This is a genomic window from Vibrio salinus, from assembly GCF_021272385.1.
GTDB classification, from domain to species: Bacteria; Pseudomonadota; Gammaproteobacteria; order Enterobacterales; family Vibrionaceae; genus Vibrio; species Vibrio salinus.
In genome coordinates this window covers 91,553-105,214 of sequence record NZ_JAJSDZ010000010.1, presented here as the reverse complement: position 1 = coordinate 105,214, position 13,662 = coordinate 91,553, and the positions used below count along the sequence as shown (strand labels likewise).

Genomic DNA, 13,662 nt, shown 5'->3' with positions numbered 1-13,662 from the left:
ATTCAGCAGCAGTGTTGTTTTAAGCACGCCGAAACAGCGTGATCTGCCGTTCTTACTTTTTACTCTTGCCTTTGTTTTTAAGTAATGGAATAACATTACGGGTGGAATCAGGAAAACACGTCAAAGGATTGAAAATGGATGTAACGATGCCAATTGAAAATGTTGTTGTGAGACCAATGACTTCATCTGATCTGATGAATGCTCTGTCCATGACGCAGGCACTCCACTGGCCTCATACGTATCAGGACTGGGATCAGATAGTGTCACTTGGCCCTTCACTGGTGATGGAAATAGACGGTGACATGATTGGTACGGCTTGTTTAGTTCCTCAGGGCGACTATGCCAGTGTCGGATTAATTGTTATTTCAGACCAGTATCAGGGGCATGGACTCGGGCGCAGGATAATGCATGACATTATGGATTGTGCTGCTACGGATTCTTATTTTTATCTGACCGCAACAGAGATGGGAAAACCTTTATACAAAAAATTAGGGTTTGTGGAATACAATGTGATTGAACAGTATCAAAATACAGTTTCATCCAAAGACATTACATTGGTTCAGCCAATCGCGAATGCGGATATCAGAACATATCAGACAAAAGACTATGACCGTCTTCACTCGCTTATTAACGCAGCAACCGGCATGGACCGTAAAGCTATCCTTGATTTAATGCTGAGGGTTTCCTCTCACACCCTGGTCGTTTCTGATGATGGTGAAATTACGGGATTTGCTATGTACCGTCCTTTTGGCCGGGGGTTTAGTATTGGTCCGGTGATCGCTGACTGTACCCAAAATGCGCTGGCCCTTATTTCATCGTTATTAAAGAATGCCGATGGAGAATTTGTCCGGCTGGACATCATTAATCAATATCCTGAAACAGGAAAGATGTTGACAGAGTGGGGACTGGCTAAAGTCGATACGGTCAGTCAAATGGTAAAAGGTAAAGTCCCTGAAGTGAATGGGCATTTTAAGCAGTTCGGGTTAGTGACACAAGCTATCGGTTAGATTGTGTGTTTATCCGTCGTTAAATGGAATTTATTGTTTAATCTTTAAGGAGTCTATTATGGGTGGGATCAGTACATGGCAACTATTAATTATTGCAGTTATTGTGATTGCATTATTTGGTACTAAAAAACTGCGTAATTTAGGTAGTGATGTCGGTGGCGCCGTCAAAGGATTTAAAAAAGCGATGGAAGATGATTCTCCGAATTATCAAAATAATAATAAGGAATGAAATAACAGCAATAGAAACGATTCAATGATTCAATATTGAAAGAGGGCTGATTGTGTTTGAAATTGGATTTTGGGAACTTGTTCTTATATCAGTTATCGCATTATTTGTTTTTGGACCTGAACGTCTTCCGGATGCGATCCGAACCGTAAGCAGAAATATTCGTTCTGTCAGAAATATGATGAATAATGTTAAGACTGAGTTGACAAAAGAAATTTCGATTCAAGAAGCCCGGGAATTACCTGAAGTGAAAATGGTTCATCCTTCAGGGGATAGCTTACCGGAAAACAGTCTGACTGGGGAAAGACCGGTGATTCAGAACGAAGCAAACAGGGATGAGATAAAAGCCGTAAGTCATCATTTATAGGAAGCTGTCTGGATACATATCCGGTTTTTATTGAGGTATAAATTATGGTTGCTAAAAATCATGAAGGAACATTGATTGGCCATCTGATAGAGTTAAGAAGTCGTCTGTTAAAAATGATTGGCGCCATCTTTTTTGTTTTTCTGTCGTTGGTTTATTTTTCCGACAACATTTATGAATTTATTGCCAGCCCGTTAATTGCCCGTCTGCCTGAAGGCACAAATATGATTGCCACTGATGTAGCTTCTCCTTTTTTTACACCACTGAAATTAACGATTGTTGTTGCCTTATTTATTTCCATTCCTTATGTGCTATATCAAATATGGGGGTTTATTGCTCCGGGTTTATATAAACATGAAAAAAAACTCATATTACCGTTATTAGTTTCCAGCTCTTTTCTTTTTTATCTTGGTGTTGCATTTGCTTATTATGTTGTGTTCCCGTTAGTCTTTAAATTTTTTACATCAATCACACTCAGTGGTGTTCAGTACACAACGGAAATATCAAGTTATCTTAATTTTGTCCTGGCTTTATTTGTTGCATTCGGGATGGCATTTGAGGTACCGGTTGCCACTATTTTATTGTGTTGGACGGGAATTACATCAACGGAGAGCTTAGCCAGAAAACGACCTTATATTATTGTGGTTGCGTTTGTTGTCGGAATGCTTTTAACACCACCGGACATCATCTCACAAACGCTTTTGGCGGTGCCTATGTGCTTACTATTTGAAATAGGAATATTGATTGCCCGTTTTTATGAAAGAAGCCGTAAATTGTCAAACGTTGAAGTGCACTGAGCCAGCCAGAGGCTGACTCAGTCTCTTTTATTCAGAACGTGAGATAAGCGCACAGAGTGATGACCGGAACGGTAATTAATGTCCGCAAAATAAAGATAATAAACAGTTCGAACAGATTAACCGGGATTTTACTTCCGAGTAGTAAGGCGCCTACCTCTGACATGTAGATGAGCTGCGTTACGGACATTGCTGCGATGATAAAACGGGTCATTTCGCTGTCAATGGATGACACAATAATGGCCGGGATAAACATATCGGCGAAACCGACCATCACTGTTTTGGATGCGGCCTCTGCTTCAGGGATATGGAGCAGTTCTAAAAATGGCACAAAAGGTTGACCCAGCAAGGAAAAAACAGAGGTATGCTCTGCCAGTACCAGTGCGATTGTACCAAGTCCCATGACTACGGGTAATACCCCGAAGACCATATCAATGGCATTTCTTAGTCCCTCGACAAACACATGCCTGAAAGACGGTACCTGATTGGCTTTTTTCAGTGCGAGATGAAATCCCCAGCTAAAACTGGTGTGTCCATCAGGAATGTAGTTCTGGTTTGGGCTGGGGGATGTACCGTCAATGTAGACATCTTTCTTGAAACGTAGTGGTGGAAGGCGTGGTAAGACAACCGCGGCCACAAGACCGGCGATGCAGATTGTGGCGTAAAATGGGACAAACAATGCTTCCAGTTTGACCTGAGCCAGAACCACCAGACTAAAGGTTATCGACACTGCAGAAAAGGTGGTGCCTACGACAGCGGCTTCCCGCTGTGTGTAGAATTTTTCTTCGTATTGCTTACTGGTTAAAAGAATGCCGACACTGCCATCACCAAGCCAGGATGTCATGCAGTCGATGGCACTTCTTCCCGGTAAGTTGAATAACGGGCGCATAATTTTACCCAGCAGGGTCCCGAACAGTTCCAGTAGTCCGAAATTGAGCAGTAATGGCAGAAGAAGACCTGCGAAGATGAAGACAGAGAAGAGAGTAGGAAGTAAGCCGTTTAAGACCAGACCACCGGTATTTTCTTCCCAGAGCCATTCAGGACCAAGTCTGAGGTAAGCGCAAAAAACACAGACACCACCGATGACACGGACTAAAAGCCAGACCGGTGTCGGGGAAAGCAAGTTATGCCAGAAAGTAGACTTTTGAATACATTGAGGTTTGACCACAGTGTATATAACCGAACATACGGACATTGAAATAATAATAACAGAGATGATTCCGATAATACGGTCTGCCAGAAAGGAGCGAAGTAATGTCGCAAGAACGGCAACAGGTATGGTTGTTGTTTCTTTATAGCTTAATGGCGCCATAAAGAGATACAGTCCCAGACATGAAGGAATCAAAAATCGTAATAATAGCTTCGCAGAAACCGGATTTTGGTCTTGGATAGCGGTTGAATCTGAACTGTCGCTCATAAAACTCTCGTATAATTTGAAAAGATTGTCCGTCCGCTGAAGCGATGTCTTCTCATGATTTTTAAAAAGCGCGGAGAATATCTCGTTTTCTTTAAAATTGCAATACTATTCAATATCAATCATTAGTTATTCAATAATTAATATTGTAGGTGGATTGTTATATAGATTGTTATCTTGTTTTGATAAAATCAGGGATGTTCGTATATGTTTGTAGTGTGTATGTGGCTGAAAAGCGTGATATTAGAAGTTGTAGACATGCGACAAATTTCTTATTATTCATAGTGTGTGAACAAAAACTCACCAGTGTCTTGCGTTTTAAATTGTACAAATTAGTGAATATATTTCTATAGTTAAAGGTGAAGCGTGAAACATAAGGTAAATCTTTCACGACAAAACGGAGTTTGCAGATGATTAATAAACGTTATTTCAAAACTAAAAATGAGGTCGAAGTTACTTTTGAGTTAGAAGCTCCTGAGTCTTCTTCAAAAGTTGCTATCGTTGCTGATTTCCTTGACTGGAAACCAGAGCCAATGAAAAAAGTAGCTAAAACAGGAATGTTTAAGTTTAAAACCAGATTACCAAAAGATGAGGAGTTCCAGTTCCGGTATTTACTTAACGACGTCGAATGGATGAATGATCCAGGTGCAGATAAATACATCGCTAATGATTTTGGTGACGATAATTCTTTAGTATCCACCTATCAGTAGTCAGTAGTGTTTGCCTGATTGTTAATATTTAACAATTTGCATAAGATTTGTTACCTATTGAAAGTAGTATGAGATAGTGCAGGGCACTTAATGTGCCTTTTTTGTTATTTCTTTGACTTGATCTAGGTGACAAGTCTGTTACAAGCATTTAATCTTTAGCTTTTGCTGAATTAAACTTGGATCTATTGTGGTATTTCAATCAATCAACGAACGTGTAGTAGGGTTATCCAAAAAGCCAAAGCTTTTGTTGGCAACGGTGCCGGTTATTGCGTTGGTCGCTTTATGGAGTACGTTTAGTTCTGATGTGTCAAGAACATCGGTTAACGTACAAATTCCGGAAAACAGACTTGTTGAACAAATTATATCTGACAGGCATGTGAAGTCTGCACCTGTGCCGGATTATGAATACCATATTCGTTCGGGCGATAGCCTGAGTAAGATTTTTGAACAGCTTGGTTTCGGTTATTCAGATTTAATGAAAGTGATGGAGACTGATCTCAACTATCTTTCATTAGATACAATTAAACCAGGTGATACCCTCCGGTTTTGGAAAGGTTCTGACGGACATTCTCTTCAGAAACTGTCTCTTGAGCTAAGTCTGACGGACAGTGTTGTTTATACACGTCTGGCTGATGGCACCTACGATTACAAGCATATTACTATCCCCGGGACATGGAAACGAAGTGTTTTGCTTGGTTCTATTCACGGTTCTTTTTCTCAGTCCGTTTATAAATTGGGTTTGAGTAGTAATGAAATTGAACAAATTGTCCGTCTCTTAAAAGATAAAATTAATTTCACCCGGGATCTGAGGGCCGGTGATACGTTTGAAATAGTTCGTTCCGTTCAGTCCGTTGATGGACAGCTGACCGGAAGCAGCGAAATTCAGGCGATTAAAATTGGTGTAAGAGGGAAGCCAATCTCTGCTTATCTGTACAAAGATGGACAATATTACGATCAGAATGGTCAAAGTCTTCAGAAAGCGTTCAGAAGGTATCCGACGGCCAGACACTGGCGTATCAGCTCTCCATTTAATCCACACCGACGTCATCCGGTGACCGGGCGGTTAGCGCCGCATAATGGTACGGACTTTGCGACACCGGTTGGAACACCTATATTATCGACAGGCGATGGTGTGGTAGAGTTGATTCGTAACCATCCTTATGCCGGTAAGTATATTGTTATTAAACATGATAATGTTTATAAAACCCGCTATTTGCACTTGAGTAAAGTGCTGGTGCATAAAGGACAGCATGTCTCCCGTGGTCAGAGAATCGCACTTTCTGGGAGTACGGGACGCGTTACTGGTCCACACTTGCATTATGAGTTGATCATAAGAAATCATCCGGTTAATGCAATGACGGCAAAAATTCCGATGGCGACATCTGTGCCGAAGAAAGATATGTCTGACTTTATTGCCCGACGTAATAAGCTGAACAAATTGATTGAAAATAAAGAACTGGCGATGAATCAAAACAGTTCTGGTTCGGTGAACAGCTAATTTTTAAAAGTCTGAGTGATGTTAAGACGTTTATTTGCCGGCTTCCGTTTCATTTTCTGCATACTGCAATCTGTTGATAATTTCATTGGGAGTTATTGGTTTGCTAAAATAATAGCCCTGAATCCAGTGACATCCCATTGAATACAGTTTTTCCAGAGCCGTTCTGTTTTCAACTCCTTCTGCTATTAAATCTAGCCCGAGAAGTTCTGCCAACTGAACAATAAGTTTTACAATTTTTTCTGACGTAGAGTTTTCGAGCATATTTTTGATAAACGAAGCATCAATTTTCAAACAGTCTACCGGGTAGGAATGAACGTAATTAAGGCTGGAATAGCCAGTCCCAAAATCATCCAGTGCGATCCTGAATCCGAAATTTCTTAAATAGTAGAGTACATCATTAACGGATTTATCCTGCTCAAGTAACGCGGTTTCGGTGATTTCTAGTGTGAAATCGCAAGGTGAAAATTTCCAGTCTGTAATGGTTTTGGTCAGCAGATCGGCATAATTTTGTGAATGATTTAGTTCTTGAGCAGAGCAATTGAGTGACAGGTGAATGTTTTTACCGATTGATTGCTCTATCTGAGCTTTGGCCTCGCATGTTTTTTGTAGAATTAAGTGACCCAGATCTACCATTAAGCCGGATTGTTCCGCAGCGGCGATAAACTCCACAGGTGAGATGGAACCCAATTCGGTACTCTGCCAACGGGTGAGCACCTCAAACCGTTGCCATTCGGTGTGTTTTCGGTGGATGATAGGTTGCAATACGACATAAAATTCGGAACGTTTAGCGGTTACTCTGTGAAGTTCATTCTTTAACGCTTCGACAATTTGTGTCTGACGATAGTACTGCTCATATAGCTCTGTATTAAAACACGAAATCAGTTTTCCCTGTGTGTTTTTGCAGTCTTTTAGAGCCAGACTGGCATTAAGTAAAATTTGCTCTGCATCGGTTTCATGGTCATTTCTGGTGACAACTCCACAGCTTGCGGATAATTTTATATAAACGTTGCCTTGCCGATATCCTTTTGAAATCACTTTAAGGATGTTTGTACATATTTCTGTCGGATTTTTATCGAAGAGGATAAAGGCAAATTCGTCTGCGGCGACTCTGAATACGAACTTATCATCATTAATGACATTTTGTATGCATGAAGAGACATACCTTAAGACCTGATCGCCAATATAGTTACCATAAATGTCATTGATTGCTTTGAAATTATCGAGATCGATCAAAACCAGACTAAATGTATTATTGTGTTCTGATGTTGTGATAAGCCGTTCAAGAGTATCGGATAAGTAGCTTCGGTTAAAAAGTCCGGTCAGGTTATCGTGTGAGACTTCATAATTTAATTTTTCAAACAATCCATCCGTTTTGCTTTGACATTTAAGGCAGAAGGCGTGTTTTATGATTAGCTGAGTTGCAAAGTGATGCCAGTTCAGGATTTCATCCGGTTCGACAATAGGTCCTGTAGTCAAAGAGATTAACAGTCCTAGCATTTCTCCTTTTTCTGTTATGATGGCGCTTCCCACATATCCCTGAATATGATGAATCGTAAAATAATCAGAGTATGAGAATAGAGCGGAAAGCTTATTTGGCACGATATAGTCTTTGCGGGAATTGTCATTTATATGTTGGGACACGATTAGCTGAAGATCATCCAGCAGGTAGTGATTAGCTGGTTGCTCTGAAGACAATGCTTTAATTTTGTTGCAGCGATACAAATAATCTAAAGTAACAACCATTGTGATATGAGTTGAAAACAAGTTATGGATTAAATCAGTCGCGCGCATGTACACAGTGTCATCCGTCATATCGTGGATTAAGTCGGTAACCTGTTTGATTGCTGCAACTGACTGATAACGAGATTTAGAATCCATAAGCGATCCTTTTTTTGATCTCTGCTTGTTTCTCATTTGTATTTAACTGTGGTGTAATTATGGTCAACTTTCCAGTTTTAAATGAGAATTGATGCATAAATGAATGCGCATTTTATCTTTAAATTCTTTCAATAAAATTCGTTAATTGAGGTAAATTAATGCAAGAAACTGAATTTCAAGAGCTTGTTAAGCAGGCCAGCAGCATGGGGTCATTACCAGAAGCCTTAGCATTTTTAAAAAATTGTGATCTTGAAGATGTCGCTTCTGCAGCTAAGGATCTGACCGGGCAGTTTGCATTAGCTGAAATGGAAGGTGTGAACAAGATTTATCATGTCATTACAGAGAAAGATGAGCAGGGTAACGAGGAAGAGCTGCTGGAATTTATCATGAATGAAGGCGATGATACGTTAATTTTTGTTGCCTGGTTCTTTTCAAGTCAGTTTTCACTGAAAACGCGGGATGTTTACCGTGCGGCAGGGAAAACGTATAAACAACCAAAGCGTTCATAAAAAGATTTTGTGAGAATTAACAGGGAAGTTAAATGAAGCAGATTAAAGTTGATGGGAAGTTTGTAACACCATCTAAAATTGTTTGTGTTGGCCGAAATTATGTTGAGCACATAAGGGAACTTAATAATGTTATTCCTGAACAGATGGTTCTGTTTCACAAACCAAATTGTTCAGTGACGAATGTACTGCTCTCTTTTCGACAGGAGCCACTTCATTATGAAACGGAAATTTGTCTGGTTATTGAAGGAGGACAGTTCCGGTATGCCGGAATTGGCCTGGATCTTACCAAGCGCGAATTGCAGTCCTCACTAAAGGAAAAGGGACTGCCTTGGGAACGGGCTAAATCTTTTGCCGGTTCTGCGGTATTTAGCCGTTTTATTTCTCTTCAGAATATTGCTCTTGATACGTTAAATCTGGAGCTTTATATCAACTGTACCCGAATTCAGTGTGGTCATGTTAACCAAATGATTTATTCCCCTCCGGTGATTCTTGATGAAATCAATAGTTATTGTGATTTAGAGGATGGAGATGTTGTGATGACCGGGACGCCTAAAGGTGTTGGTGTTGTTCACCGGGGAGATGTTTTTCTTGCCAGACTGAAGAGTGAAGAGACGATTCTTTTGGAAGCCGAATGGATAGCGCAGTAGTCCCAGGATGTTTTTTAAATCAAAAAAATACAGCAAGCAACTTCCATACTGAAGCGACTTGCTGCCTTGTCTGAGGATTATTGACCTAATTCAGCCTGATGTTGTTTGATGAATGACGTCATATGCTCATCAGCGTGTTCCTGAGCTTTCCAGTACCCTTCTCCGGGTGCCATTGGGTAACTCAGTTCGTAATAACATTTTATCTTAGGTTCTGTTCCTGAAGGGCGGACGATAACGCGGTAGCCGTCCTCTAAGTGATAGATCAGAACATCACTCTCGGGGAAATCAAGCGGTTTGGTTTCACCTGAACTGAGAGTTTTTACCGATGACAAAAAGTCTTCAGTGCATAGAATTTGTTTTCCGGCGATTCGTGTCGGTGGGGTTAGCCTGAGTTTCTCACCGATTGATTGTTCATTGGGGTCAAAGGCAATGCTTTTTTGGGCGGTAACATAGAATCCATACTGTTGGTAAATCTCTGACAATCGATCCCATACCGATTTTTGTTGTTGTTTCAGGGTTTCTGCCAGAGAGGTAAACACAGCAAAAGCGCTTAACCCGTCTTTATCCCAGACCAGATTGTTAACGGTATAACCCAATGCTTCTTCATAGGCAAAAACAAATGGTTTTGTTTCAGTCTGATTTTCCATTGCAACATTGGTGAGCCATTTAAAGCCGGTCAATGTTTTAAAATAGGAAGCGCCATATTTAGATGCAATGTTCTCCAATAAGCTGGAAGAGACAATGGTATTGCCAATCCAGCATGGTTGTTGCCTGTTCGACAAAATGTAGTCAGCCAGCAGAATGCCAACCTGATCGCCGGTAAGCATCCGGTAATGGCCGGATTCTGTTTTTGCAGCAGCGGCAAAACGATCGGCATCGGGATCATTAGCACAGGCAATATCGGCATTCTTTTCCTTTGCTAAGGCAATTACTTTATCCATTGCACCGGGTTCTTCGGGGTTAGGGAAGTTAACGGTCGGGAACATTCCATCGGGATCGTATTGTTCTTTTACAGTGTAAAACCGTTCAAAACCGGTTGTAGAAGCGATGGTTGAAATGAAACGTCCACCGACTCCGTGCATAGCCGTATAAGCGATAGAGGCTTGTTTCGGTGTGGTTGTAATTAACTCAGAGCTTTTTAGCATTTTATCCAGGTAAGTTTGATAAAATGATTCACCCAGCCAGTGAAGTTTACCGTCTGCATTACTCAGAGAGGTCAACGTTATGGGCAATTTTGTAGCTTCGTCTATACAGGCGGCAATACCATGATCGTGGGGTGGAATAATCTGAGCACCGTTTTCCCAGTATACCTTGTAGCCATTATATTCAGGTGGATTGTGACTGGCAGTCACAACAATCCCTGCTGCGGTTGAGAAATGTCTGACACCAAACGCAACAAACGGGGTGGGAACCACATTGTCGGTCAGATAAACGTTAAATCCTAACGAAAGAAGGACTTCGGCGCTGTCGTGCGCGAACTGTTTTGAATCTGGACGGGCATCATAGCCGATGAACACGCCCTTCTGTTTTGCGTTCGGAATGGTTTTCTCAAGGTAATGACCTAAACCGAGAGACGTTTCTTGTACAACGAGCCGGTTCATCCGGTTTGGGCCAGCTCCAACTTTCCCCCTCAGTCCGGCAGTACCGAATGCCAGTCTGGAAGAGAACCGTTCAGCAAGTTCCTGTTTATTCTCAGTATTGATAAGTTGTTGTAATTCCTGACGGGTCGAAGGGTCGGGATCTCTGTTTAGCCATTGACTGATCGGACTTTCCATACTGTTTTGCCTTTGCTTTGTGTTGATGTTTTAAGTGTACGATAACTTTTTATAGGTAAATGTGCACGCAATCGTTAAATAGTGTTATCTTCGGATTTGGTTACATATAAAAATTAGATCAAAAGGCTGTTTTAGCTTTGTTTCTATGATGATATAAAAATTAAATGTAAATTATTGTTTACATCATGGTTTACAGATAATGTTATTATCTCTATTGCAATAAGTTTTAAATAATGCTTGCAAGTCTTGTAATAAGCCGCTAACTTACCATGGTCAACGAACAAAGTCCTGTCGTTTTAGTTAATTTTAAACGTAGGTACATATTAAAAAGTAGTAAAGGATGTAGAGCAGAATGTTTCAAACTGATGATGTAAAAATAAAAAAAGTTAAAGAATTATTGCCCCCTGTTGCGATCTTAGAGAAGTTCCCTGCTACTCATACTGCGTCTTCAACTACGTTTAATGCGAGACAAGCTATTCATGATGTACTGGAAGGAAAAGATGATCGGCTTGTTGTAGTCATTGGCCCATGCTCCATTCACGATACTGAAGCCGCATTGGAATATGGCCGTCGTTTAAAAGCGTTACGTGAAGAACTCGGCGATAAACTTGAAATTATTATGCGGGTTTATTTTGAAAAACCACGTACAACCGTTGGATGGAAAGGTTTAATTAACGACCCTTACCTGAACGATACTTACGAAATTAATGATGGTTTAAGAATCGCGCGTAAATTGCTTCTTGATCTGACTGATATGGGAATTCCAACCGCAACAGAATTTCTGGATATGATTACACCGCAGTATATTGCTGATTTAATCAGTTGGGGGGCTATTGGTGCAAGAACTACGGAATCTCAGGTTCACCGCGAACTGGCCTCTGGTCTGTCATGTCCTGTTGGATTCAAAAATGGCACTGATGGAAATATTAAAATAGCGGCAGATGCAATCCGGGCGGCAGAAGCTTCACACCACTTTTTATCTGTTACTAAGTATGGTCATTCAGCGATTGTTGAGACTGAAGGAAACCCATATTGCCATTTAATCCTCCGTGGTGGTAAAGAGCCGAATTACAGTTCTGCACATGTTACTGAAGTTGCGCGTAAACTGGGTGAAGCCAATCTGCCACAGAAAGTTATGATTGATTTCAGCCATGCGAACAGTCTTAAAGAATATCAGCGTCAGATGGCTGTTGCAGAAGACGTCTCAGGACAGATTGCAAATGGAGAAAAAGCTATTTTTGGTGTGATGGTTGAGTCTCATCTGGAAGAAGGTCGTCAGGATCTGGTTGATGGAAAAACAGCGACATACGGGAAGTCTATTACAGATGCATGCATTGGATGGAATGATACCGAGCTGATGCTTCGCCAACTGGCTGGCGCAGTCGCTGCCAGACGGGAACGCAGTTAAGCCGGTCCCGTATAGAGGAAAGATGAAAAGCATAAGGTTTGTCCTTATGCTTTTTTTGCTTTGAGCTGTTTCATCATTGACTGATAAAACAAGCAGGCCGCGATACCTGCAAGGCAATTTCCAATTAATGCCCCAATGTAAATCCCCTGAATTCCCCAGATATAAGAGCCAATCCATAAAGACGGCAGGAAAAAGGCAAACAGTCGTAATCCTGAAATGATCAGCGCTTTATATGAATAACCCAGTGCGTTTGATACTGAGACAATCAGAATGCAAACGCCAAGAGGACCAAGACTAACAGGTATCCAGCATAAGTGCCAGTTTAGCAGATTCTGAACACTGGACTCGCTGGACATTAACGTTGTTAATGGACCGGAAAAAATAAAGGCAATAAAAGCCAGCAAGGACTGAAACACCAGAATAAACCGGATGGCAATGTTAAGCAGTTCTTCAATTTTTATGTATTGCTTTTGTCCTAAAAGTTTACCGATCATTGGTGGTATTGACATGGTTAATGCCAGAACGGAAACGATGGAAAAAAATTCAAATCGTGAGCCGACAGCCCAGGCTGCAACCGCCGATGAACCAAACATTGCAAGCAATTTAGTGGCCAGCATTGACGACAGCGAGGGCAGCAACTGGCTAACCATCGCTGGTCCCATTATTGATAAAATACCGGCAATACTATGGGTAATATCGAAACCTTCCCAATGAAACGTCATCCAGTGTTTCCGGTAGACCCGTGGTAAGACGATGAGTATTCCGGCCGCAAATGAGACGATAGTGGCGATTGCCGCTCCCCGGATGCCTAAATGAAACTGAAAAATAAAGATAGGATCCAGTATCACATTCAGAATACTGGTTAGTACCATCATCGAACCGGGTAGCATGGTATTTCCATTTGCCCGGCACAGGCTATAAAGAAAATACAAAGTGGCCCCTGCCCATGCACTGATTAACCAGAGCGGCCAGTAGCTGTCAATAATTGGGAGAACATTGGTGGGAGCGCCCAGCAAATTCAGTATTGTGTGCCTGAGAACATAAATCAGGCCGCAAAATACGGCTATGGAGGCACATCCCAATAGGAGTATTAATCCACCTAATTGCCGGGCCAGAAGGCATTTTTCTGCACCGATAGCTTTGGAAATAATGGCGGTTGTTGCAATCCCCAAACCGACCTGAATACCGATAATAACCATCTGCATAGGCAGGGTAAATCCCTGCGTCGCCAGAGGTAATACCCCAAGCTGACCAATAAAAGCACTGTCAACCAACTGAAAGCTCATCAGAGATAAAACTCCAAAAAGCATTGGCCATGTCATAGAAAACAATTGTCTGGAAAGTGATGGTCGCATTAGTTGCTCGTTCCGAGGTGGTCTTCATCAAAAACGGGCAACCAGTAGACCATAACTGAACGGTAAACCCAAGAGGT

The 13,662-nt window shown here is 41.4% G+C and carries 12 protein-coding genes and 1 pseudogene; 9 read left to right on the top strand and 4 right to left on the bottom strand.

Annotation, left to right across the window (positions count from 1 at the left end; all coding sequences use genetic code 11):
• Positions 1-134 precede the first annotated feature (134 nt).
• The 4 genes and pseudogenes from LRQ06_RS13955 to tatC all read left to right on the top strand — a co-directional run bounded on the left by LRQ06_RS13955 (position 135) and on the right by tatC (position 2,394).
• A complete protein-coding gene (locus tag LRQ06_RS13955; RefSeq protein ID WP_232767347.1) occupies positions 135-1,007 on the top strand; it encodes a GNAT family N-acetyltransferase in 873 nt (290 codons plus the stop codon).
• Between the two features lie 58 nt (positions 1,008-1,065).
• The gene (tatA, locus tag LRQ06_RS13950) at positions 1,066-1,236 is read left to right on the top strand and encodes a twin-arginine translocase TatA/TatE family subunit (protein WP_232767345.1); all 171 of its coding nucleotides are present in this window, start codon (positions 1,066-1,068) and stop codon (positions 1,234-1,236) included.
• 52 nt (positions 1,237-1,288) lie between these two features.
• Positions 1,289-1,471, top strand: a pseudogene (tatB, locus tag LRQ06_RS13945) (Sec-independent protein translocase protein TatB); the annotation flags it as partial.
• Between the two features lie 173 nt (positions 1,472-1,644).
• A complete protein-coding gene (gene tatC / locus LRQ06_RS13940) occupies positions 1,645-2,394 on the top strand; it encodes a twin-arginine translocase subunit TatC (protein ID WP_232767344.1) in 750 nt (249 codons plus the stop codon).
• A gap of 31 nt (positions 2,395-2,425) precedes the next feature.
• Here tatC and LRQ06_RS13935 read toward each other — a convergent pair whose 3' ends face one another.
• Positions 2,426-3,703: a YjiH family protein gene (locus LRQ06_RS13935; RefSeq protein ID WP_232768976.1), complete on the bottom strand. Its 1,278-nt coding sequence runs from the start codon at positions 3,701-3,703 to the stop codon at positions 2,426-2,428.
• Positions 3,704-4,215: 512 nt separating this feature from the next.
• Here LRQ06_RS13935 and LRQ06_RS13930 point away from each other — a divergent pair.
• Both LRQ06_RS13930 and shyA read left to right on the top strand, forming a co-directional pair.
• On the top strand, positions 4,216-4,515 hold the full coding sequence (locus LRQ06_RS13930; RefSeq protein ID WP_232767342.1) for an isoamylase early set domain-containing protein: 300 nt from the start codon (positions 4,216-4,218) through the stop codon (positions 4,513-4,515).
• A 187-nt stretch (positions 4,516-4,702) separates the two neighbouring features.
• A complete protein-coding gene (gene shyA, locus LRQ06_RS13925; RefSeq protein ID WP_308218835.1) occupies positions 4,703-6,013 on the top strand; it encodes a peptidoglycan DD-endopeptidase ShyA in 1,311 nt (436 codons plus the stop codon).
• Positions 6,014-6,043: 30 nt separating this feature from the next.
• Here shyA and LRQ06_RS13920 read toward each other — a convergent pair whose 3' ends face one another.
• A complete protein-coding gene (locus tag LRQ06_RS13920; RefSeq protein ID WP_232767340.1) occupies positions 6,044-7,891 on the bottom strand; it encodes a putative bifunctional diguanylate cyclase/phosphodiesterase in 1,848 nt (615 codons plus the stop codon).
• A 158-nt stretch (positions 7,892-8,049) separates the two neighbouring features.
• On the opposite strand from LRQ06_RS13920, the gene LRQ06_RS13915 reads away from it, so the two are divergent.
• Together LRQ06_RS13915 and LRQ06_RS13910 are read left to right on the top strand one after the other, a co-directional pair.
• On the top strand, positions 8,050-8,400 hold the full coding sequence (locus LRQ06_RS13915; RefSeq protein ID WP_232767339.1) for a hypothetical protein: 351 nt from the start codon (positions 8,050-8,052) through the stop codon (positions 8,398-8,400).
• Positions 8,401-8,432: 32 nt separating this feature from the next.
• Positions 8,433-9,047 (top strand): fumarylacetoacetate hydrolase family protein, encoded by a 615-nt coding sequence (locus LRQ06_RS13910; protein WP_232767338.1) that lies wholly within the window; start codon positions 8,433-8,435, stop codon positions 9,045-9,047.
• Between the two features lie 77 nt (positions 9,048-9,124).
• Here the strand turns inward: LRQ06_RS13910 and LRQ06_RS13905 are convergent, their stop codons facing one another.
• On the bottom strand, positions 9,125-10,822 hold the full coding sequence (locus LRQ06_RS13905) for a phospho-sugar mutase (RefSeq protein ID WP_232767337.1): 1,698 nt from the start codon (positions 10,820-10,822) through the stop codon (positions 9,125-9,127).
• Between the two features lie 352 nt (positions 10,823-11,174).
• Here LRQ06_RS13905 and aroG point away from each other — a divergent pair, with 352 nt between their 5' ends.
• On the top strand, positions 11,175-12,230 hold the full coding sequence (gene aroG, locus LRQ06_RS13900) for a 3-deoxy-7-phosphoheptulonate synthase AroG (RefSeq protein ID WP_232767335.1): 1,056 nt from the start codon (positions 11,175-11,177) through the stop codon (positions 12,228-12,230).
• Positions 12,231-12,274: 44 nt separating this feature from the next.
• Here aroG and LRQ06_RS13895 read toward each other — a convergent pair whose 3' ends face one another.
• Positions 12,275-13,585: an MATE family efflux transporter gene (locus tag LRQ06_RS13895; protein WP_232767333.1), complete on the bottom strand. Its 1,311-nt coding sequence runs from the start codon at positions 13,583-13,585 to the stop codon at positions 12,275-12,277.
• Between the last annotated feature and the right edge of the window lie 77 nt (positions 13,586-13,662).